Origin of the sequence: Paenibacillus xylaniclasticus, assembly GCF_004001065.1 — a bacterium.
GTDB lineage: Bacteria > Bacillota > Bacilli > Paenibacillales > Paenibacillaceae > Paenibacillus_T > Paenibacillus_T xylaniclasticus.
In genome coordinates, this window is sequence record NZ_BIML01000025.1 from 1 (window position 1) to 20,713 (window position 20,713).

General features: G+C 51.9%; 19 protein-coding genes and 1 pseudogene. 6 read left to right on the forward strand and 14 right to left on the reverse strand.

Features of this window, described 5'->3' with window-relative positions:
* Positions 1-25 precede the first annotated feature (25 nt).
* Positions 26-895, reverse strand: a complete 870-nt coding sequence (locus PXY01_RS17715; RefSeq protein ID WP_127571730.1) for a LysR family transcriptional regulator — start codon at positions 893-895, stop codon at positions 26-28.
* Between the two features lie 113 nt (positions 896-1,008).
* Here PXY01_RS17715 and dapA point away from each other — a divergent pair, with 113 nt between their 5' ends.
* Positions 1,009-1,887: a 4-hydroxy-tetrahydrodipicolinate synthase gene (dapA, locus tag PXY01_RS17720; RefSeq protein ID WP_127571732.1), complete on the forward strand. Its 879-nt coding sequence runs from the start codon at positions 1,009-1,011 to the stop codon at positions 1,885-1,887.
* A 332-nt stretch (positions 1,888-2,219) separates the two neighbouring features.
* On the opposite strand, the gene PXY01_RS17725 is transcribed toward dapA, so the two are convergent.
* Positions 2,220-2,975, reverse strand: a complete 756-nt coding sequence (locus tag PXY01_RS17725; protein ID WP_127571734.1) for an IclR family transcriptional regulator — start codon at positions 2,973-2,975, stop codon at positions 2,220-2,222.
* 261 nt (positions 2,976-3,236) lie between these two features.
* Between PXY01_RS17725 and PXY01_RS17730 the strand changes: the two genes are divergently transcribed.
* A complete protein-coding gene (locus PXY01_RS17730; RefSeq protein WP_127571736.1) occupies positions 3,237-4,337 on the forward strand; it encodes an alpha/beta hydrolase in 1,101 nt (366 codons plus the stop codon).
* Positions 4,338-4,462: 125 nt separating this feature from the next.
* Complete coding sequence (locus PXY01_RS17735) at positions 4,463-5,875, forward strand: Fe-Mn family superoxide dismutase (RefSeq protein WP_127571738.1); 1,413 nt, start codon at positions 4,463-4,465, stop codon at positions 5,873-5,875.
* Positions 5,876-5,958: 83 nt separating this feature from the next.
* On the opposite strand, the pseudogene ltrA reads toward PXY01_RS17735, so the two are convergent.
* The 7 genes and pseudogenes from ltrA to PXY01_RS17770 form a co-directional block, all read right to left on the reverse strand.
* Positions 5,959-6,987: pseudogene (gene ltrA / locus PXY01_RS17740) on the reverse strand (group II intron reverse transcriptase/maturase); the annotation flags it as partial.
* A gap of 107 nt (positions 6,988-7,094) precedes the next feature.
* Positions 7,095-7,688: a GTP cyclohydrolase I FolE gene (gene folE, locus PXY01_RS17745; protein ID WP_127571740.1), complete on the reverse strand. Its 594-nt coding sequence runs from the start codon at positions 7,686-7,688 to the stop codon at positions 7,095-7,097.
* A gap of 40 nt (positions 7,689-7,728) precedes the next feature.
* Positions 7,729-7,941, reverse strand: a complete 213-nt coding sequence (locus tag PXY01_RS17750; protein ID WP_127571742.1) for a YneF family protein — start codon at positions 7,939-7,941, stop codon at positions 7,729-7,731.
* Positions 7,942-8,096: 155 nt separating this feature from the next.
* Positions 8,097-9,335 (reverse strand): tRNA epoxyqueuosine(34) reductase QueG, encoded by a 1,239-nt coding sequence (queG, locus tag PXY01_RS17755; protein ID WP_127571744.1) that lies wholly within the window; start codon positions 9,333-9,335, stop codon positions 8,097-8,099.
* A 78-nt stretch (positions 9,336-9,413) separates the two neighbouring features.
* Positions 9,414-9,986 carry a signal peptidase I gene (gene lepB, locus PXY01_RS17760; protein WP_127571746.1) on the reverse strand — a complete coding sequence of 191 codons (573 nt, stop codon included), beginning with the start codon at positions 9,984-9,986 and terminating at the stop codon, positions 9,414-9,416.
* 10 nt (positions 9,987-9,996) lie between these two features.
* On the reverse strand, positions 9,997-10,554 hold the full coding sequence (locus PXY01_RS17765) for a DUF402 domain-containing protein (protein WP_127571748.1): 558 nt from the start codon (positions 10,552-10,554) through the stop codon (positions 9,997-9,999).
* A gap of 135 nt (positions 10,555-10,689) precedes the next feature.
* A complete protein-coding gene (locus tag PXY01_RS17770; protein ID WP_127571750.1) occupies positions 10,690-11,112 on the reverse strand; it encodes a GNAT family N-acetyltransferase in 423 nt (140 codons plus the stop codon).
* A 336-nt stretch (positions 11,113-11,448) separates the two neighbouring features.
* Here PXY01_RS17770 and PXY01_RS17775 point away from each other — a divergent pair, with 336 nt between their 5' ends.
* From PXY01_RS17775 to ssuE, 3 genes are all read left to right on the forward strand, one after another.
* Entirely contained in the window at positions 11,449-12,063 is a 615-nt protein-coding gene (locus PXY01_RS17775; RefSeq protein ID WP_127571752.1) for a superoxide dismutase, read from the forward strand.
* Between the two features lie 165 nt (positions 12,064-12,228).
* On the forward strand, positions 12,229-13,050 hold the full coding sequence (locus PXY01_RS17780; protein ID WP_127571754.1) for a hypothetical protein: 822 nt from the start codon (positions 12,229-12,231) through the stop codon (positions 13,048-13,050).
* A 216-nt stretch (positions 13,051-13,266) separates the two neighbouring features.
* Positions 13,267-13,812, forward strand: coding sequence for an NADPH-dependent FMN reductase (gene ssuE / locus PXY01_RS17785; protein ID WP_127571756.1), 546 nt, complete (start codon positions 13,267-13,269; stop codon positions 13,810-13,812).
* A 309-nt stretch (positions 13,813-14,121) separates the two neighbouring features.
* On the opposite strand, the gene PXY01_RS17790 is transcribed toward ssuE, so the two are convergent.
* The 5 genes from PXY01_RS17790 to PXY01_RS17810 form a co-directional block, all read right to left on the reverse strand.
* Positions 14,122-15,270, reverse strand: coding sequence for a S1C family serine protease (locus PXY01_RS17790; RefSeq protein ID WP_127571757.1), 1,149 nt, complete (start codon positions 15,268-15,270; stop codon positions 14,122-14,124).
* A gap of 13 nt (positions 15,271-15,283) precedes the next feature.
* The gene (locus PXY01_RS17795) at positions 15,284-16,687 is read right to left on the reverse strand and encodes an FxLYD domain-containing protein (RefSeq protein ID WP_127571759.1); all 1,404 of its coding nucleotides are present in this window, start codon (positions 16,685-16,687) and stop codon (positions 15,284-15,286) included.
* A 283-nt stretch (positions 16,688-16,970) separates the two neighbouring features.
* The gene (locus PXY01_RS17800) at positions 16,971-18,650 is read right to left on the reverse strand and encodes a ribulokinase (protein ID WP_127571761.1); all 1,680 of its coding nucleotides are present in this window, start codon (positions 18,648-18,650) and stop codon (positions 16,971-16,973) included.
* A gap of 31 nt (positions 18,651-18,681) precedes the next feature.
* Complete coding sequence (gene araD, locus PXY01_RS17805) at positions 18,682-19,377, reverse strand: L-ribulose-5-phosphate 4-epimerase (RefSeq protein ID WP_127571763.1); 696 nt, start codon at positions 19,375-19,377, stop codon at positions 18,682-18,684.
* A 106-nt stretch (positions 19,378-19,483) separates the two neighbouring features.
* Positions 19,484-20,593, reverse strand: coding sequence for a GntR family transcriptional regulator (locus PXY01_RS17810; RefSeq protein WP_127571765.1), 1,110 nt, complete (start codon positions 20,591-20,593; stop codon positions 19,484-19,486).
* Positions 20,594-20,713: the final 120 nt, after the last annotated feature.

Sequence of the window (20,713 nt, forward strand, 5' to 3'; positions counted from 1 at the left end):
TCCCTAACGACGCTCCGAAGCGCAATCATTGCTCACACAGCTCCATAAAGCGACGCAGCGCATTCGACAGCCACTTCTTCGGGTGCAGGACGAGCATAAGCTCCAGACTTAGCTCAGAATGATGCAGCGGCAGCGCAGCCAGTTCCCCTCTTCGGAGCTCCTCATCAGCAGCCATTCGCGGCAGGATCGCAATGCCCGATCCAGCTTTGACGCACCGCTTGAGCGCCTCCGGATTGCCAAGCTCCAGTCCGATGTGATACGACACGCCTTGCGACCTCAGCAGCTTCTCCAGCATTATTCTGTAATTACAGCTCTCTTCCGTCATCAGCCATTCAGCGCCATCCAATTGCTGCAGCTCTAGCCGCTGAAAGGTCGTCAAAGGATGGTCAGGCCGGGCAATAATAACGAGCGGTTCCCGCCTAATCGTTCTCCACGTCAGTGATAGATCCGACGGCTTCTTATCTAACAGCAGCCCAAAGTCGATCTCACCCTCCGACACTTTGCTCAATATCACAGGCTCCCGGTCCGGCTGCATCCGAATTGACAGCTCCGGGTGCTCCTCACGAATACGCTGAATAAGTGGAGGAAGATAATATGATGCAATGGAGTCGATCGTCCCGATCGTCAGAGTGCCTCCTCCCTGCTTTGCCAGCTTCTCTTGTGACTGCTTGTAGAGATCAAGCATTTGGACTGCGATTCGCAGTAGTTCTTCTCCAGCCTGCGTGAGGCGCAGCCCTTTGCCGAACCGTTCGAACAGCTGCACGTTGTAAGCCTTCTCCAGCTTCTGAATTTGCGTCGTCACGCTGGACTGCGCATAACCTAGTGCTTCCGCCGCACGTGTAATGCTTTGGCGTACTGCAACCTCTCGGAATGTATGTAAATACGTCAGTTCCATAACAAGACCGTCCCATCTAAATTATTGATATTGATCATCATTTATTATAGATAACACTGATGTGTAGTTCCATGTTAAAGTAAAGCCATTCCACGCTACGGGAGGCTGTACTCATGCTTAAAGAAAGCGATTTGAAAGGGATTTACGTACCTGTCATAACGCCATTCCATCCAGACGGCGAGCTGGACCTGTCATCTTACGAGCGGCATCTTAACGGCTTGCTAAGCCACGATATACAAGGTATTGTGCTCAATGGGACGACTGGCGAGTCGCCAACTGTCAGCTGGGACGAGGTCATACGATTAATGCGAACGACTGAAACAGCTAGACAGTGCAACGGTCGTCACATTCCCGTAATCATCGGTACTGGTACGAACGACACCATTTCCTCTATCAAGAGAACGGAGCAGGCAGGCTTGCTGGGAGCCGATGCTGCCCTAGTCGTTGTGCCCTACTACAATCGTCCGTCACAAGAAGGAATCATTGCCCATTACCGCGCTGTCGCGCAAGTTGGTATCCCCGTCATTGCTTACGAGATTCCATCTCGTACCGGCGTCCGGGTACAAGCCGATACGATGCGTGCTATTCTTGATATCGACGGCGTTATCGGGCTTAAGGACAGTTCAGGAGGCATCGAGCTTGTCGCCGAGCTATCTGCGTACTCGGATTGCAAGCCGATTCTATGCGGAGAGGATGCATTGTTCCACGCGATGATGTGTCAGGGTGCAAGCGGTGGAATGCTGGCTTCGGCTAACGTACGGACAGGAGATTTCGTACAGGTGTACCGCTTTGCATCAGAAGGCCGGATGAATGAGGCTGGAGACGCATTCCGCCGCCTGCTGCCGCTCATCAGCCTTCTGTTCCAAGAATCTAACCCTGCGCCGCTGAAATGGCTGCTAGCCCAGCAAGGCGTCCTGTCTTCAGACACATTGCGCCTGCCGATGACATCGATATCCAGCATGCTGCAAACACGGATGAAAATGCTCATTTAAAATGACTTCTAGAGACAGCAGGCACAAAGTATTTATAAATTGCAGACAATGCTCGTAGCAAGTCGTTACTGCATACGAATTACTGCATAAATTGCACACTCTGAAGCTCAATTACTAATACAATCAGACTTAGAGCCATAATTTCCTGTATTCCATACAAGATTCAACTACTGTCAGCGCAGCACACGGTTAAAATCCTGTATATTATGCAATTTCGCACCAATTTAACTAACCCTCTTATACTGCTATCCTGCTGTCCCGTCACCCCGCAAGTTCTCTCCATCCCATATAAAAAGCGCAGCAGGCTCGTTCCTAACCTACTGCGCTTACTCTTACCTTGCCATCGTTCCCATCCTGCCAGCAGCCTCAATGACCGTCGGCGCAATTTCCCTCAACCGCTCAAGCGTCAGACGGCTCGATGGTCCCGATACGGACAACGCAGCGACGAGTCGGCCGTGTCGATCGAATATCGGCGCCGATACAGCTGCTGCCCCAGGCTCCCGTTCCTCGATACTCGTCGCATAGCCGTTGCGACGAATCTCCGTCATTAGACACTCGAACATATATCGGTTGAATACCGCCGGTTGAATAGATTCCAATTCCTTCCATATAAGTTCCCGATCCGCCTCATCCGCGAATGCAATCAGCACCTTGCTGGACGCCCCAACATAAAGCGGCAGGCGTGCGCCTACCGTCGCTACTCTGCGAACAGCCTGATTACTCTGCACCGCTTGAATGCGAATCCGCTCGCCTCTGTCTCTGACGTATAGACTTACGGTCTCGCCGAGTGAATTACGAAGCCGCTCCATCTCTGGCAACCATATAACGGCAGGATCGTCTGACGAGGTAAGATGCGCTGACAGCTCCCACACCCGAAAGCCGAGTCGATAACGCTCCGTCGCACTGTCGCGTTCCACAAAGCCACGGTCCTCCAGTGTCGACAGCATACGGTGAACGGTGCTTTTGTGCAGTCCGACCCGCTCCGCGATTTCGGTCATCGCTAGATCTGTCCCCGAGGTGAAGCACAGTAATATATCGAGCGCCCGTTCAACGGCACGCACCGTTGATTTACCCTCCTCTGACACCATCGCCACTCCCTTCAACTAGCATGTCTATTTATGTCTATGTAACGATGCATATAACCCGTTTCATAGTTTCATAGGATGAAACCTTATTTCTTCTAGTATAACTTAACGGAGGAGTCACGTAAACCATAATGCGCAATTTTACAGGGAGATTACAAACGGATAACAAGTCATCGACATCAATTGACACCCTCGGTAGTACGGTCATACGATAATAGTACCAATAGACTAAAGCGCTTCCACTGTAGAGAGGGGATGTTTCGGATGAGCACGATTGCTTCCACACCTATGCCTATAACCAATCCAGCCGCACCTGCCATTCGTCCCGATTCCCGACTTGCCGCAGGCAGCAGGCGTCGTACGGGCAGACACGCTTTATTCGCCACTGTGTCAGCGACTGCCGCATTATGTATTCTGGCGGTGATCGCATTCCACGGCTATATTGCCTGGATGCTGGCCCATCCGTATGTGGCCCCTCTCTACTCCAATCCGAACGAAGCTGTGGGACTCCCCTATGAGGATGTTTCCTTTCCAAGCAAAAGCGGACGAACGACGGTCGGTGGATGGTTTATCCCGGCAGGCAGTGACAGCAGTATGAACACGCCCGACGGAGCTTTCCAGACCGCAGCATTGTCGGTTCCGCCTGCTGAATCGAAGCGCACCGTAATATTCAGCCACGGCTACGGCGCTAATCGCGAAGAAACATGGGTACCCATGTATGACCTCGCTCAGCTGCTTCATCAGCTGGATTACAATGTATTGATGTTTGATTATGGCTATGCATCGACAGATTACAAGGCACCGGCTACCGGCGGTCATGAGGAATCGCAACAGTTGCTTGCGGCAGTTGAATACGCTAAATCGCGCGGAGCTAGTGAAATCGTCGTCTGGGGCTTCTCAATGGGGGCGGGAACGGCTCTGCAGACCGGACTTGTAACGGATGATATTGACGCCATGATTCTGGATAGTCTGTTTCTCCCGAGTCCAGATACGCTGTTCCATAACGTTACTCAGATTCTCCCGCTGCCTAAATATCCGTCGCTCCCCCTCATCGAGCTCATGCTTCCGGCATTTACCGGAACCTCGTTCAGCGGCATTCCAGCGGATGAAGTGATGACAACCGACTATCCTATTCCGTTATTCATCATGCACGGTACAGAAGACGCCAAAGCGCCTTATGAAATCGCAGAAAGTATCGCAGCTAACCAAACCAACCCGCTATCCCGCGAGTGGATCGTCAGCGGCGGTAAGCATGAGCTGTTGTTCCAGGTTCATGCCAAAGAATATATTCAGCGTGCGGCTTTATTTTTGGGGCAAGTGCATCAGCAGTTAACCGAAGAGAAAATCGATACATCGCTTCTATAATTTGAAAGCACGACATAGCTGCTTCATGTCATGAATACATCTGTAGCGTAGACTTACGTTCTCTTGCCGAGCGCGGGAGATCCGGACAACTCGGACAGATCGCCATGAACAAGGAGGCTGATGTCGTGCTTTTCGTATATGGAGACCAGACGCCCATTCGGCTGCTAGAGGAAATTCGTGATTGGAAAAGACAAGAAATCGAGCACACGGCTGTCATACGCAGTCTGCTGCCCAATCTCGAACCAGAGTACGCATGGGTACTGACCGAATGGGAACAGCCGCTGCGCACGGCAGAGCGAGTCGCTGACCGTTGCTTGAATGAGGCTCTGGCACGTACTACAGATGAGGAGAATGATTGGGAGCTCGTCAACACGAGAGCCGATCGGCTGCTGGAGGCGGCCGCCTATCAGTCACAGCGGTTCGTCGAGCACTTGCTCCAAATACTCGAGCGCAGCCATTCACTAACCACCAACAAAGCGGCGAAATCGTTCATCCTGCATGCCGTCAGAGAGTCTAACGGCTTCTTAAGCATGAATGAATATTACCGTCACGGATACACAACCGAAGCTCAAGACACAAGCAAGCCCCCGGATAAAGAAGAGGCTGTCGTTCAAATTGGTGCGACAGGCGTACGCAAACGCGGCAAAACCGCTTCTGTGAAGCCTCGCGCTAGCGCAGCAGGCACCTATGGCCCGTCTGCTGCCGCTGGTGATCCTGCCGGACGTCCGCCCGTAAGACCTGGAACGGTGATCGCTCCGGCCGCGGCTGCTTCCGGCAGTGAGGCAAACTGGTCAGCACCTGCCTCCGGGACGCTTACAGGCTCCGATGCTGCCGCCGATGCCCATTCAACGATTGCCGGTACACCACCTGCGGAATTCACTGCCGATACGGATGAACGTGCACCAACCGCACAGGTACCTATCGGCGGGCATCGACTGCCCCCTCTTCCGTATGCCTATAACGCACTTGAGCCCTATATCGATGAGATGACGATGCGAATCCATCACGACAAGCATCATCAAAGCTACGTCGACGGCTTGAATAAGGCCGAACGCGAGCTGCAGCAGGCCCGACTGTCCGGCAATTTCGACCTTATTAAGCACTGGGAGCGCGAGCTTGCGTTCAACGGCGCCGGACATTATTTGCATACGCTCTTCTGGCCGTCTATGGCCCCTCACGCCGGAGGTCATCCAACTGGGTCGCTTGCCGCGCAAATTCGCAATGATTTCGGCAGCTTCGAGGCATTCAAGAAGCAGTTCTCCGAAGCGGCCAACAAGGTTGAAGGCGGCGGCTGGGCAATTCTCGTCTGGAGTCCGCGAGCTCGGCGGCTTGAAATTTTGACGGCGGAGAAGCATCAAAATTTGTCGCAATGGGACGTCGTCCCTATTTTGCCGCTGGATGTGTGGGAGCACGCCTACTATTTGAAATATCAGAACAAACGACCAGACTATGTTCAGAACTGGTGGAACGTCGTCAACTGGCCTTACGCCAATCAGCGCTTCGAGCAAGCGAGAAAGCTGACGTGGGAGCCTTTCTAGCAGAAACACATAAATCGAGTAGGAGGGAGCGGCAAGCTCCCGTCCTCTCACACCACCGTACGTACCGTTCGGTATACGGCGGTTCATGGTCTATTCCGCAACAACATGTACCGATCAGTCAGACTCTGAAGTCCGTTGGTCGCCCAATATCGGTTCCCTAAGGCTTGGCTCAAAATCGGACTGAGCGCTATTCGCCAGTATTTCTTCCTTGTATTGCCTCACTCATAGGCTTTATGCTTTGGAACTCCCAATGAGATTAACTCTCTTACCTTCGTCTTTGGCAGCTTCCACTGCTTCCATTTGCACATTCGCAGTTCGCTTCTCGTCCAAGCATCCAACTCTTGAAACACGCTTTTCGTTTCCGCTAGTACGTAATATCCACACCATCCCATTAGGTACTGGTTCAGTTCTCTTATCCGTATCTCCATTGGAGTTGATCGGCTCCGCGATGTCATTGCTCTTATCTTCGCCTTTACTCGCTGCAAAGATTGGGACGCAATTCGAATCTGCGGTTTCGCTTTTTCTCTGCCGGAAGTAAATCCTGGAAACTTACGGTTCCATGGTCGATCTACCGCGCTCTTCTCTCGGTTTACTTTCAGCTTCAACTTCCGTTCAATGAACAAACTTATGGAGTTCATGACCCGCTGTCCTGCTTTCCACGTCTTTACGTAGATATTGCAGTCATCGGCATAACGGACAAAACGGAGCTGTCGCTTCTCCAGTTCCTTATCTAGCTCATTCAAGACAATGTTAGATAATAATGGACTTAGCGGTCCGACCTGTGGCGTTCCTTCTTCTGTTCCCCGAACGAGTCCGTTTTCCATTACTCCTGCTTGCAAGTACGCGCAGATGAGCTTTAGTAGTATCTTGTCTTTCACTCGCTCCGCTAGCTTTGCCATTAGGCGGTCATGGTTTACACGGTCGAAGAACTTCTCAAGGTCAATGTCGACTACGATTCGGTATCCTTCTTGCATAAAGCCTCTTGCCTTCCTCACCGCATCATGTCCTCGTCTTTGCGGACGAAATCCATAACTGTGCTCGGAAAAGGCAGGGTCAAATACAGGTGTTAGTACTTGCGTGATCGCTTGTTGAATGAGGCGGTCTATCACGGTCCTTCACCATTCGGGACTTGAACCCTAGAGATAGCGCCCATGCTGGGCGCACCTAAAAGAGCAGTCCCCGCCTTGCGGCACGGGACTGCTCTCCTCATCATCAAGCATTATTCTTTAATTAATGACAAAAACTCCGCACGCGATGCAGGATCACGACGGAACTGGCCTCTAACAGCTGACGTAATCGTCTTGCTGCCCGGCTTCTTGACACCACGGGCACACATACACAGATGCTCACCCTCGACGACGACCATGACGCCGTGCGGCGTGAGCGTCTCCTCCATTATATCCGCGATTTGTGACGTAATTCTTTCCTGCACTTGAAGCCTGCGCGACACCGCCTCTACAAGACGGGCCAGTTTGCTCAGACCGGCAATCTTGCCGCTCGGTATATAACCGATATGGACTTTTCCGAAGAAAGGTGCCATATGATGCTCGCACTGACTGTAATAGACAATATCTTTCACAATGACAAGCTCTTCATGCTGCTCATCAAACGTCACACCTAGCACATCGCGCGGATCAACCTCATAGCCCGCAAAGATTTCTTCATACATGCGAGTCACGCGCGCAGGCGTCTCAAGTAAGCCTTCCCGTTCGACATCTTCGCCGATCAGCTTCAAAATCTCACGCACATGGTACTCGATCTGCTCGCGATTGCTCCCTACTGCGGAGTTGACGTAATCCTTCTTGCCCGCCATCCGATCTCCTCCTTCCGGACGCGCAGAAAACTGCCGTTTCCTAACGTTTGAACTTCTGGTTGCGCATCATTTGCTGCGCTCTCTGCATTTGCTGCTTATTCATATTGTAACCCATCTGTTTCGCCATCTTCTGAAGCATCTCCGGATCGCTTTGCATCCGTTCTAATTGTTTACGCAAGTAGAATACACCTGCAAAAAATCCGCCGGCCAAGCCGACGATCAGTGCGACAATGGCTGTAACCGCATACCACATAATCTGTCACCCGTCCTTATTTTGTTAAACCCATCCTGCATGGATCTAGGCATATTGTTACTAATTCTAGCATGTTAGCATTTTGTTCGCAAACGATGATTTTTCCTTTTCGACATGCCGGTAGACACGCAAGGACACTCGCCCGGTCACAAGCTTCAGTGGACGTCCTCGGTCCCTTCGTCCTCACGACTTGAAAGCGCCGTCATTGCCCGGGTAATGACCTCCGCCGCCTTGGCGTCTGTCTCTTGCTCTGATGCAAGTCGAAGAGCAGCTGCTGCTTCCTCTCCTCCAATTCGGCCTAGTGCCCAAGCGGCTGTCCCTCTTAGTACGGGACGAGTATCCTTTAGAAGCACATCCACTAATGCTGGAACAGCAGCTTTGTCACGAAAATTACCCAGCGCGATGACTGCATTGCGCTGTATCGGCTTTTTGCCGCGCCATGCACCAGAGATAGAGCCGTACTGCTCCTTGAACTCGCGGTTACCGATCGTCAGCAGCGGCAGAAGCAGAGGCTTTGCCACCTCCGGATCGGGCTGCAAATCGGAATGATGGGTCCAGTTCTTCCCTCGGTTCTCCGGGCATACGATCTGGCATGTATCACAGCCGTAAAGACGATTGCCGATTTTGCGCATATATTCGTCCGGCAGCATGTCTTTGGTCTGGGTCAGGAACGATACACATTTGTTCGAATCAAGCTGTCCTGGTCCGACAATCGCGCCTGTTGGACAAGCGTCGATACATTTCGTACAGCTCCCGCAATTATCTGTCACCGGAACGTCCGGCGGTAGCGGTAGATTTGTTATCATTTCGCCAAGATATATCCACGAGCCGAGCTTCGGTGAAATGATGGAGCAGTTTTTGGCGCTCCAGCCAAGCCCAGCTCGTTCTGCAACCGCCCGATCGGACAAAGCGCCCGTATCGACCATACTCTCTACCCGCACCTCCGGTATTCTTTCCCGCAGCCAAGCTTCCAGCTTGGCGAGTCTTTCCCGCAGTGCAGTATGATAATCAATTCCCCAAGAAGCGCGGGCGAAAATACCTCTTCGAGCTCCCGGCTCCGACTTCGGCGCATTGGCAAGCTTGGACGGGTATGCTACCGCGATCGCGATAATCGACTTCGGCCGGTCGAATAGCAGCGCCGGATTCGTTCTGCGATCGAGATCGGCTTCCTCGAAGCCTGACTCCCGGCCCAATTCCCGATGTCGGATCAATCGTTCTTTCAATTCTACGAATGGATCAGCTGAAGCAATCCCGATATCATCAATTCCAAGCCACTTGGCTGCTGCCTTCAGCTCCTCCTTGAACGCATGCCAATCCCGGTGAGGCACCTCTTGCGGCCAAGCCGACGATGGCTCATTAGGAACGTGTTGTTGTACTGCTGCTTCTGACTCCATTCGCTTGTCCTCCTCCCGGTTATTCCGCATCAGTAAATCCATGACTCCCAATTAGACTGCAAACGTCTGATTAACTTATTACAACGAATCGATATCGGAAACCGGCCATACAATCCAATCCGCCCGCCCGCTAATTTGATTTCTTGTCACAGCGCCGAACGAGCGGCTGTCTCGGCTGGCCCGTGAATGGCGGTTGTCACCCATCACGAAATAGCTGCCCTCCGGCACGATATATGGTCCATAATCATTGTCGTCAATCTCCGAGTCCGTATAAGGCTCGTATGCCGGCACACCATTGCGGTACAGCACCCGCTCGCGAATTTCGATCTTGTCACCCGGCAGTCCAACCACTCGCTTGACGAGCAGCTTGCGGTCCGTCCCCTCATACGGGTCCTTCAGAATAACGATATCGTCCAGCTTCGGGCTGCCGATCAAATAAACAAGCTTATTAACGAACAGCCAGTCATGATCGTGCAGCGTAGGCTCCATCGAATGCCCCTCCACCTTGGACAGATGAAAGACGAAAGCATGAAGCAGCAGCACAATCGTTAGGGCGATAGATACCGTCTTGATCCATCCCACCCATTCAATAAATCGCGGCTGCTCCTTCTCCTCCAACTCTGTACGTGCTTCAGACTCCAGCTCGGACATAGTTCAACTCCTATACGAAATTAGCCGACTCCCTTAGCCAATCTTCATAATACTTTATCACATCGCTATCGTTAAAAGGCGCTTCCTGCGCCTTCACCCGCGAAAGCAGCTGCTGTAGACCTGCCTCCACTTTATCAATGACAATGTCCGGATAATGATAAATCAGACGGTGCCTTTCGAATTCATCACGGTCGACGACATGAACACCTCCGTCCGCTGTGCGAATAACGTCCAAATCGTAATCGATATAAGTCAGCACATCGTCATCGCTTCGCGTCACCGGTGACGCAACATTGCAATAGTAGCGAATGCCGCCATCCTCCAGGAGTGCGACGATGTTGTACCATTCACCCGGAATAAAAAAGGATACGGCAGGCACCCGACTCTTCCACAGCTTTCCGTCTGCCTCTTGAATAGGCGTCTGCCGGTTAATGAGGACAGTCATCGACAACGCGGCATGCTCTGGGGCAAGCCGATCCGCCGGAACGAGCCAATTGCGATGCCAAAGCCGATGTAATCGGCCATTGTGCTTAAAGCTCTTGATCATACAAGGCTGGTAATTGTTCATACGTTCCACCTGATCGAGTTCTGTCTAATAGTATAAGAAAAGCATATCCAGGCGCCAAAAGCAATGGCATTAGGATATGCTTTCAATAACAGGAACTAATGTCCTAATCGTTGTCTCTATAATGACACATGATGCCTAACCTGCTACAATGCTAAGCTTCTGGAACGAGCGAAAAAAATCGCTGGCTACATAGCCCAGCTTCTCATACAGCGGAAGCACCTTCTCGTTATGCTCATCTGCTGTAATCATAATCTTGGTCACATGACGCTGCTCAAATCGTTGCCTCAAGCTTCGAATCAGCGCTTGGCCAATTCCTTGACGCTGGTACTCTTGTTTCACGGCCACACGATAGTAATAAGCCTTATTGTTATCGATCGTACCAATAATCATGCCGACGATCTCACCTTGTTTCACAGCAACGAGTACCAAATCGCTATCCCATGACAATTGCCGTGCGAAAGCGCTCATTGTCAGTTCATAGCAATCATCTGACAATACGGTTTCTAGTAGTTCCGTCACAGCACCGTAGTCAGATAGTTGAAAGGAACGAACGTACATGTGTTACAACTCCTCGAATCGATGTCATAATCGTAGTACAAGCTTAATCTATAAATTACGACAAAAACAATAAAAATCCTGCTAAAAAGTTAAAAATTCTTTAAAAATCTCTTGAAAACGCTTTAATTTTGTTGAAAGCGCTTAAATTTAAGCGTTTTCATAGATTTTCGACGTGATAGCTCAAATTTTCGCGTTTTTCCTGTATATTCGCTACGATAACGGGCTAACCTATTGCCGTTCTAGCACCATTCGACTTTCGCAACAATAATGTTGATTTATTCTTTTGAATAAGGGATAATGTACCTGAAATCAACACAATATCAGGAGGTATTTACAATGGCTCATCAACTGCCTGCACTGCCTTACGCAGCTAACGCGCTGGAACCTCATATCGACGAGACGACGATGACGATTCACCACGATCGTCACCACAACACTTATGTAACGAACCTGAACGCTGCTCTGGAGTCCGCTCCAGAACTGCAAAGCAAATCGGTTGAAGAGCTGATTGCTGACCTGAACAGCGTGCCAGAAGCAATCCGTACAGCCGTTCGCAACAATGGCGGCGGTCATGCGAACCACTCCCTCTTCTGGGAAACGATCGGTCCTAACGGCGGCGGCGCTCCAACAGGCAAGCTTGCAGACGCAATCGCAAGCGAGCTCGGCGGCTTCGATAAATTCAAAGAAGATTTCGCTAAAGCAGCAGCAACTCGCTTCGGCTCCGGCTGGGCATGGCTCGCTGTTGGACAAGACGGCAAACTGAAAGTATACAGCCTGCCTAACCAAGACAGCCCGATCATGGAAGGCGATACGCCGATCCTCGGTCTGGACGTATGGGAGCACGCTTACTACCTGAAATATCAAAACAAACGCCCTGACTACATCTCAGCGTTCTGGAACGTTGTAAACTGGGCTGCTGTTGGCCAACGCTACGAGGCTGCAGTGAAATAAGAGGATGGAAAGCCAAGACGTCGTCCCTTTCGAGGGGCGGCGTTTTTGTGTGGCTGGAGCGTTGGAAATTCAATCTTTCTTGGATCAATAGGCAAGTATACACGCTATGAGTGCATACACTTAACCAATACAAACGCTCTGAAGGATAAGGAGGCGAACAAGTCGATGTATCCGAATTATTATGGCTATGGTTACCCTTATTACTCATATGGGTACGATAATAGCTACGATCCAGGATACGATTCGAATGCCTATGCTCCGGATGTGCAAGTGCCGCATGCTGAAGGCGATAATAGCAACGGCTACTACTACGATCCGAGGGGTATGATGCCGCCTGGCCAGCCACCAGGGCCGCCGGGGCCACCGCCGCGTCCGCCGGGGCCGTTCCCGCCAGGGCCGTTCCCGCCAGGACCGTTCCCGCCAGGGCCGTTCCCGCCAGGACCGTTCCCGCCAGGACCGTTCCCGCCAGGACCGTTCCCGCCGCCTAGACCACCGTTCCCACCAGGACCGTTCCCGCCGCCTAGACCACCGTTTCCACCAGGGCCATTCCCAATTCCGTTGCCAATACCAGTGCCGTTCCCGCCGGGACCATCTCCAATACCAAATGCGGTCACAGTGCTAATCAATGGAGGACGGGTATTCCCGAACGCAACGCAGGCGTATACCGTACCTTTCTTCCAAGGAATAACGATTGCACAAGCGCTGCGCGCAACCGGTGCAGTTACGATCAGCTTTAACGGTCAGATTACGTCAGTCCGGGGCATCCCGATCACCGATGGAATAACGTACACGTTAAGAATAAACGGACGCCCAATTCCATCCACCCTGCTGAACACACCTCTTCAACGCGGCGACAATCTAGAGCTCGAGCTTCACCTTAGGCCGCTGCGCAGCGAAGACGAGGTCATCTACGATGGCACTTATGAAGTGCAAAATGAGGAAGAACACAACAATGTTGATGAGGACGATTTCGAGAACAGCGACTGATTGAACGTCATGACGGAACTTTAACCGAACTCCCCATACCGGTATAATGGTATGGGGAGTTTGTGCTGTCATCTTCACCCAGATTCATCATTGACCGGTCTTACATCGCATGATATAGTAAGTATATTCATACAATTTCCATCGGAATTAAATGAAATCAACCACATCCTATAACCTATCCGTACCATAATCCATCCACTAAGGAGTTGACTAGTAATGTCCAAGGTCGTTTTTATTATTGCAACCCCTAATCCAATATCCCGTTTGAAAGGGATTACAGACTATTTTCACCAGCAGCTTGTAAGCCGCGGTATCGAGACTGCAACGATCCAAGTGACTTCCCTTCCGGCAGAAGACTTGATTCTAGCCCGCTGGGATAGCCCAGCTATTGCTGAAGCTAATGCGCTCGTCGAATCGGCCGATGCAGTCGTCATCGCAAGCCCAGTCTACAAAGCATCTTACAGCGGAATTTTGAAGACCTATCTTGACTTGCTGCCACAGAAAGGACTCGTTAACAAAATCGTAGCACCTCTCTTTATCGGCGGTACGATCGCGCATTTACTGTCCATCGACTATTCGCTCAAGCCTGTCCTGTCCGCCATCGGCGCACGTAACTTTATTAGCCCAATCTATGCAACAGACAATCAAGTGACGCGGAGCCAAGACGACAGCGTATCATTCTCGTTGGCAGATGAGCTTGTCGAGCGACTAGACCGTTCGATCGAGGAGCTTGTATCGGACTTGCAGCTGCGCAGCCGTTAATCATTAACCATAACTCTTCGACATTGTGTATCTAAGAGGCGGCTGAAATACTAAAAGGTTGTGTGGAAAACAACATTTTGTTTTCTGCACAACCTTTTTCTATGAAATCTAGGTTACTGCAACGAACCTGAATTCTGCACTCCTTGCAGTAATTCAGCTGCACACGACAGATAAGCGTAAGAAGATTGCATTACATGCAGATATTCCGTGCGAATCGTCCATTTCCATCTACAACAAAGCGCATGCGACATAAAGGGGCGCTCCGTCGGTCAGTATTCACTGACTGTCTAGAGTGCCCCTTTAGGCTTGTTACGATTTGATTTGTTCGCCTTTGCCGCTAAGCAGCTTCAATTGATCGTTCTCATATCCAACCGTATAGATAACTTTATATTTGCTAATTCGCTGCTCCCCGTCTACACGCTCCTCCGCCGTAATGAACGCTGTCACTTCCGCGTTCTCCTCCTCGGTTACTCTAACATCGACATGGTCGATCGTCACATTCTTCGTTGTAATGTAACCTTCGCGGAACCGTTCATACGTTGTGCCCGTCAGCCACGTGCTGCCGATCAGCGAATATGCGTACACATAGTCGCCGCTGTTCAAGCTGTCATAGAAATGAGTGACGAGATAGCTAGCCATATCCTCGAACGTCACATCACCTACGCCGCCTTCCTCGAATGTATCCGAATCCATCGCTGTATCCGGCAGCTGCTCCATTGGAGAAGCCGACCAGCCTTCGACAAGCTCCATCACTTGATCCAATGGAATGCTGAATCCGATCGAGCCCTGCTCCGCACCAGCTGAGTTAATGCCGATGACTGCCCCTGATTCTCGATCTACAAGCGGCCCGCCGCTGTTACCCGGCGCGATAGGCGCTGAGATTTGATACATATCCTTATACGAATACGGCTCGATATCGAGATCGCGTCCGACTCCGCTAATGATGCCTGTTGTCACCGTATTCTGATAACCCAATGGACTGCCGATCGCAAGCACCTCGTCGCCCAACTCGCCTCTATTCTTGCTGTCCAGCGTCAGCGGCTGCATCCCTGCCAGCTCTGGAACACGAACGACCGCGACATCAATATCCGGACTGATCCCGATAACTGTACCGGTCAGTTCACGGGCGTCCGACATCTTAACCTTCACTTCATTAGTGCCGACGACAACATGCCCGTTCGTAATGAGGTCACCCTCGTTGTTGTACAAAAAGCCCGACCCGAGCGAGCCGTCCTCTGTCTCGATCATGACGACCAGCTTCTGCGTAGCAAAAATAATGTCCTTCAGCGGCCGGTCCGCCAAGCTCATAATCGAATCAGATGCCTCAGCGGGCATTGCCAGCAGTGGTCCCTTGCTTAGTGCTTCCGGCACTTTGCTGTTAATTTGCCATGCGCCCGCCGCTCCTGCGCCCAATACGATAAGGCTGGCAACAAGGCAAACCCACCCTTCTTTTCTCATTGCATGTCCTCTCCTAATCCAAATACCAACCGGCTTTGTCTATCCGGACCGTTGCTTTCATATAAGCGCCATAAAAAATATCGTTGATCACAGCTTTCTCACCCGGCTCCACGCTGTCTGGCGTTGCATAGGCTGTCCCCGTTCCAATCGTGCTGCCGTCAGCAGCCAACAGCGTATATTGAGCATAGACGGAATAAATGGTCTTCGTCGCCACATTCTCAAGCTCAATATGGACATGAAGATCGCCGAATTCATCCAGTGTCGTGCTTGTTGTCCCCGTCTGAACAGCCGCGGTGCGATTCTTTAAATCCTCCTCCGCCGCCTTCTGCAGCGCATGCTCGATCCGGCTCTTCTCTGCGTCCTCGTAGGCTTTCTTCTCTTTGTCTATATGCGATTTCATCGACAGCAGCTCCTCATTGTCAACCGCATAATCCAAGCCTTCCTCCACGACAGCCGTTGCATCGCTAAAATCTTTCTTGCCCAGCAGCCTCTCCGACTCCGCTAGCGCAACATCGACAATTCTTCCTACGATTTGGTCGTGGACCGCTTTCGCTTCCTCGCTGTTTAATCCGTTCATCATTCTAAGCTTGTCCGCGAGCTCCGACACGGTACCAAGCCCATCCAGCTCCGCTTGAATCGACATTACAATTTGCCGTGTCCGCTGCTCCTGCAAGCTTTGATGAAGAGGGTCGAACACCGGCTCCTTATGTTGATCCAGCAGCCCCTCTGTCTCGTTAAGCAATTTGACTGCGTCGTCTAAATGCTGCTTGCCCAGCTGATCCGACGCCTGCGCAAGCTTCGCCTGCAGCTCTGCCGCTTCCTTCACAATTGCCCGATCAGCTTGCAGCGCCGCATGATTCGGCCGTTTCCTTATCGCCTGCTCCAGCAGATTAGCCGCCTTATCATAGCTTCCAAGAAGCGCTTGCCGCTTCGCCTCCTCATGCCAGCTTTCGACTCGGTCATTTTGAAGCTTCTCATACGAGTAATAGCCATATAACACAACGCCGGTCAGCAAAGCGAGCACAAGCGGGACGAGCCAGACATACGCGCTGATCCATTTGCTCTTACGGAACGTTTGCTGCTCCGTCTGATCACCAAGCTCTCCCTCTGCAGGTTCAATAGGCAAGCCTTCCTCATGCTCCTCATGCAAGACGTCCTGAAGCGCCTCCGACGGCCTCCAGACACGGGTAATCTCCAGCTCATCTGTATCCCACATCTCATCAGATAACGACTTCATCACTTGCCCGCCGGATACGTCCTTCTGCTTACCCTTGATAACGGCCGCACCGGCTGAAGCGGCTGTTTCCTGCTCCGCTTGTTCTTCCACTATATCTTCAAGCACGAGCGGCTTGCCGCAATAGCTGCAAAACCGCCCGTCCTGCTGATGGTTTAATTTGCCGCAGTACGTGCAATACACAACCCCATCTCCTACATTAAGCAGTCTATATCTCTCTATCTCTATCTGTGTCTGCCAGCATAAAAATCTATCAACCTACATTCTATATGAATATATGTCTATTATCCAACCTAAGATTCTCTAATTTTTCTAACCAAATAGTGTGTCTGCTGTCAGGACAAAAGTCTGTAGGCAAGCGGCGTCATCCATTTAGGAGCATTATCCCATAGCCATTGATCCCCTTACGCAAAAAACCCCCTGCATGCCGCAATCGCGCCATACAGGAGGCCGGAAATCATATCTATTAGTGCCTTGTCGATGCAGCTTCCTTGATCGCTTTCAGACGTTTCATCACATCGTTCGCGCCACGGCCGAAATAGTCATGAAGCTGATTATATTCCGCATACAGCTTCTCATATACAGCTACATTAGCTGGAATCGGCTTGAACGATTCCTCGCGTACGCGTGCCATCTTCTGCGCTGCCTCGACGATGCTGTCGTATCCGCCCTTCGCCGAGCCAGCCGCGACCGCACCGAACATCGCTGCTCCAAGCGCAGGCGTCTGCTTGGACGCTGCAACTTTAATCTCGCGATTCGTAACGTCCGCATAAATTTGCATGAGCAGCCGATTTTTTTGCGGCAAGCCGCCGCACGCGTACAGCTCGTTGACTTCAACGCCGCTGTTGTGGAACGCATCTACAATTTTGCGTGTGCCGAAAGCGGTCGCTTCAAGAAGCGCGCGGTAAATTTCCCAAGGCTTCGTCAGCAGCGTCAAGCCGACGATCATCCCGGTCAGATCGGTGTCAACAAGTACAGAGCGATTGCCGTTCCACCAGTCGAGCGCCACAAGGCCCGACTCCCCGACAGCAAGCTCAGAAGCCATTCGCTCCAAATAAACGTGAACGTTCACGCCTTCCTTCTCCGCTTGTTCCTTCACATAAGCCGGAACGGCTTCCTCCACATACCATTCGAAAATATCGCCGACTGCCGATTGTCCCGCTTCATAACCGAAGTACCCCGGAATGATGCCGTCCTCGACGACGCCGCACATGCCCTCTACTTCCTTCTCCTCCGTACCGAGCAGCATATGGCAGATTGAAGTTCCCATCGCCATTACGAGCTTACCAGGCGTAACGACGCCAACGCCCGGAACTGCCGCATGCGCGTCCACGTTACCGACTGCAATAGCCGTACCGGCAGCAAGCCCCATGCGCGATGCCATATCCGCCGTTAATTCACCGGCCTTCGTGCCAAGCGCAACGACGTCACCGCGCAGCTTCGTATCAGTCAAATGCTCAAGACGCGGATCAAGCGCTTTCAAGAACGCTCTGCTCGGATAGCCCTCCTGCTTGTGCCAAATCGCCTTATAGCCGGCCGTGCAGCTGTTCCGTACAATATTGCCCGTCATCTGGCCGACGACCCAGTCGGTCGCTTCGACGAATTGATCCGCCAGCTCATAGATCTCCGGCGCCTCGTTCAATATTTGCCATACCTTGGCCAGCATCCACTCGGACGAAATTTTACCGCCGTAGCGAGGAAGGAAGCTCTCTCCGCGCGATGCCGCGATCTCGTTAATCCGGTTCGCTTCGTCCTGCGCCGCATGATGCTTCCACAGCTTTAGCCAGCTGTGCGGATTATCTTTCAGCTCTGGCTTGAAGCAAAGCGGCGTACCTTCGGCATCAATCGGCAGCATCGTGCATGCAGTGAAGTCGATGCCAAGACCGATCACATCCGCCGGATTAATGCCGGATTCCTTCATGACCGCCGGAACGGACGTCTCCAGCACTTCAATATAATCAGCCGGATGCTGAAGCGCCCAGTCGTGTTCTAGCTTGATGCCGGATTCAGGTAGCTGCTCATCAATAACATGGTGACGGTATGGCGTAACATGCTCCGCCACTTCATGGCCGTTCGACAGATCCACGAGAACGGCGCGGCCGGACTGCGTTCCGTAGTCAACGCCGATTGCATATTTGGTGCTCATCGTCTATGCTCCTTCTCCCAATGGTTGAGATTTATTTTTGCCCGTAGTAGGCATTCACACCATGCTTGCGCAAGTAATGGCGGTCCAACAGGTTCTGGTCCATCGGCTGCACATTCGGATTGAGTGCATAGGTGTTGAACGCCATCTTAGCGCATTCCTCAAGCACAACCGCGTTATGAACTGCATCATGCGGATCTTTGCCCCAGCTGAACGGCGCATGACTGTGCACGAGCACTGAAGGAATGCGGGACGGATCAAGGCCAGCCTGCTCAAACGCTTCGACGATAACGACGCCTGTCTCATGCTCATATGCACCTTGAATTTCTGCCTGCGTCATCGAACGCGTACAAGGCACCTCACCATAAAAATAATCCCCGTGCGTCGTCCCAAGCGCCGGCAGCGATCTGCCAGCCTGCGCCCAGCTAGTCGCCCATGGAGAATGTGTATGCACAACGCCTCCGATCGATTCGAACGCCTTATACAATACGATATGCGTAGGCGTATCGGATGACGGACGAAGATTGCCTTCTACGACGGTGCCATTCAAGTCGACGACGACCATATGCTCAGGCTTCATTTCGGAATAAGGGACACCGCTCGGTTTAATGACAACAAGTCCGCGCTCGCGGTCGATTCCACTCACATTGCCCCAAGTAAACGTAACTAATCCGTACTTCGTAAGCTCGATATTCGCTTCGCATACGGCCTCTTTCAATGCCTCCAGCATGAAAAACACGCCTCCTAACTTATACGGACATGCCTATATAATTACCCTGAGTTCATTATAGGTTGTACGTACAAGTATGTCACGCGTTTTTTCGCTTCATATTCGCCTATACAAGCGGCTTTACAGAGTCTCTCTCGACCAATATCGGCTCATATACGATATCCGGCTGAGAAGAGCGCTGAGCTCGCTTGCTGATCAGCTTCATCAGCAGCTCGACCGCATCCGTGCCCATGACGGTCTTCGGATGGGCCAGCGTCGTCAGCTTCACCTCGGTCGCAACCGCTAGACTCGAATCGTCATAGCCGATCATCGACAAATCTCCCGGTACGGACAACCCGCGCTGCCTCACAATATTAAGCAGACTTACCGCCAGCTCGTCATTGTAGCATACGATCGCCGTCGGCCGTTCCTCCGCATCGCTATCCAGCATCCGCTCCAGCGCTTCGAGCGGACGGTTTTCCTTCTCCTCTGTCGAATAACGGACCACCCATTCTGCCGTAACCGGAAGCTGGCGCTCGCGGAACGCCCGCAGAAATCCCCGCATCCGGTGAACGCCTTGATAATCATCCGTTTTGAAAAAACCGGCAATCCTCCGATGGCCATTGATGAGCAAATAGTCCGCCGCCCGATAGCCGCCCAGCTCGTCATCTACCCTCAAGCAAGGCGCATCGATGTCAGCGTACCGCTCATTCAGCATGACATATGGAATTTGGCGTGCATCAAGCGCAAGGAAGAAATCAAAATTCGGGTTGCCTTCTGCGCTCTTGGTCGGCTCGATAATAAGACCGGCAAGCGGCTCATGCAGCATCGATTCCAGACTACTGCGCTCTCTTAACTTCTCGTTATCCGTGCTGGACAGCAGCAGCCGGGCGCCCTGCTCACGCAAGGAAGCCTCAACACCGCGAACAATAGTTGGGAAAATGTAGTCCGATATGTATGTCGTAATCATCCCGATCGTCATTCCTTGCGGCGACGGCTTTCGCTCAGACGACTGTGTGTCGGCCACGAACGTGCCCTTGCCCTGCGTCCGATACAGCCAGCCCTCCTGCTCCAAATCGCCGAGAGCCTGACGAACCGTCTGGCGGCTCATTTCGAACTGGCGGGCGATTTCATTCTCTGATGGGAGCTTGTCGTGCGGCTTGAATTGCGCGGTAACGATCCACGTTAATATCTCTTGCTTAAGCTGCATATATTTAGGAGCCGTTTGGTCCTTCATCTCACACCTCATTATGAAGAAATTGTCTATTGTCTGTTCAGAGTATACCACAAGGCTATATTGTACGTACCTTTATACAGTTCCGGAACGACAAACAGCCGCTCCGAGATAACGGTACCT

Excerpts from the sequence above, each read along its gene's own strand:
- PXY01_RS17715 (WP_127571730.1), bottom strand. The coding sequence starts at position 895 with ATGGAACTGACGTATTTACATACATTCCGAGAGGTTGCAGTACGCCAA.
- dapA (WP_127571732.1), top strand. The coding sequence starts at position 1,009 with ATGCTTAAAGAAAGCGATTTGAAAGGGATTTACGTACCTGTCATAACG.
- PXY01_RS17725 (WP_127571734.1), bottom strand. The coding sequence starts at position 2,975 with ATGGTGTCAGAGGAGGGTAAATCAACGGTGCGTGCCGTTGAACGGGCG.
- PXY01_RS17730 (WP_127571736.1), top strand. The coding sequence starts at position 3,237 with ATGAGCACGATTGCTTCCACACCTATGCCTATAACCAATCCAGCCGCA.
- folE (WP_127571740.1), bottom strand. The coding sequence starts at position 7,688 with ATGGCGGGCAAGAAGGATTACGTCAACTCCGCAGTAGGGAGCAATCGC.
- PXY01_RS17750 (WP_127571742.1), bottom strand. The coding sequence starts at position 7,941 with ATGTGGTATGCGGTTACAGCCATTGTCGCACTGATCGTCGGCTTGGCC.
- queG (WP_127571744.1), bottom strand. The coding sequence starts at position 9,335 with ATGGAGTCAGAAGCAGCAGTACAACAACACGTTCCTAATGAGCCATCG.
- lepB (WP_127571746.1), bottom strand. The coding sequence starts at position 9,986 with ATGTCCGAGCTGGAGTCTGAAGCACGTACAGAGTTGGAGGAGAAGGAG.
- PXY01_RS17765 (WP_127571748.1), bottom strand. The coding sequence starts at position 10,554 with ATGAACAATTACCAGCCTTGTATGATCAAGAGCTTTAAGCACAATGGC.
- PXY01_RS17770 (WP_127571750.1), bottom strand. The coding sequence starts at position 11,112 with ATGTACGTTCGTTCCTTTCAACTATCTGACTACGGTGCTGTGACGGAA.
- PXY01_RS17775 (WP_127571752.1), top strand. The coding sequence starts at position 11,449 with ATGGCTCATCAACTGCCTGCACTGCCTTACGCAGCTAACGCGCTGGAA.
- PXY01_RS17780 (WP_127571754.1), top strand. The coding sequence starts at position 12,229 with ATGTATCCGAATTATTATGGCTATGGTTACCCTTATTACTCATATGGG.
- ssuE (WP_127571756.1), top strand. The coding sequence starts at position 13,267 with ATGTCCAAGGTCGTTTTTATTATTGCAACCCCTAATCCAATATCCCGT.
- PXY01_RS17790 (WP_127571757.1), bottom strand. The coding sequence starts at position 15,270 with ATGAGAAAAGAAGGGTGGGTTTGCCTTGTTGCCAGCCTTATCGTATTG.
- PXY01_RS17800 (WP_127571761.1), bottom strand. The coding sequence starts at position 18,650 with ATGAGCACCAAATATGCAATCGGCGTTGACTACGGAACGCAGTCCGGC.
- araD (WP_127571763.1), bottom strand. The coding sequence starts at position 19,377 with ATGCTGGAGGCATTGAAAGAGGCCGTATGCGAAGCGAATATCGAGCTT.
- PXY01_RS17810 (WP_127571765.1), bottom strand. The coding sequence starts at position 20,593 with ATGAAGGACCAAACGGCTCCTAAATATATGCAGCTTAAGCAAGAGATA.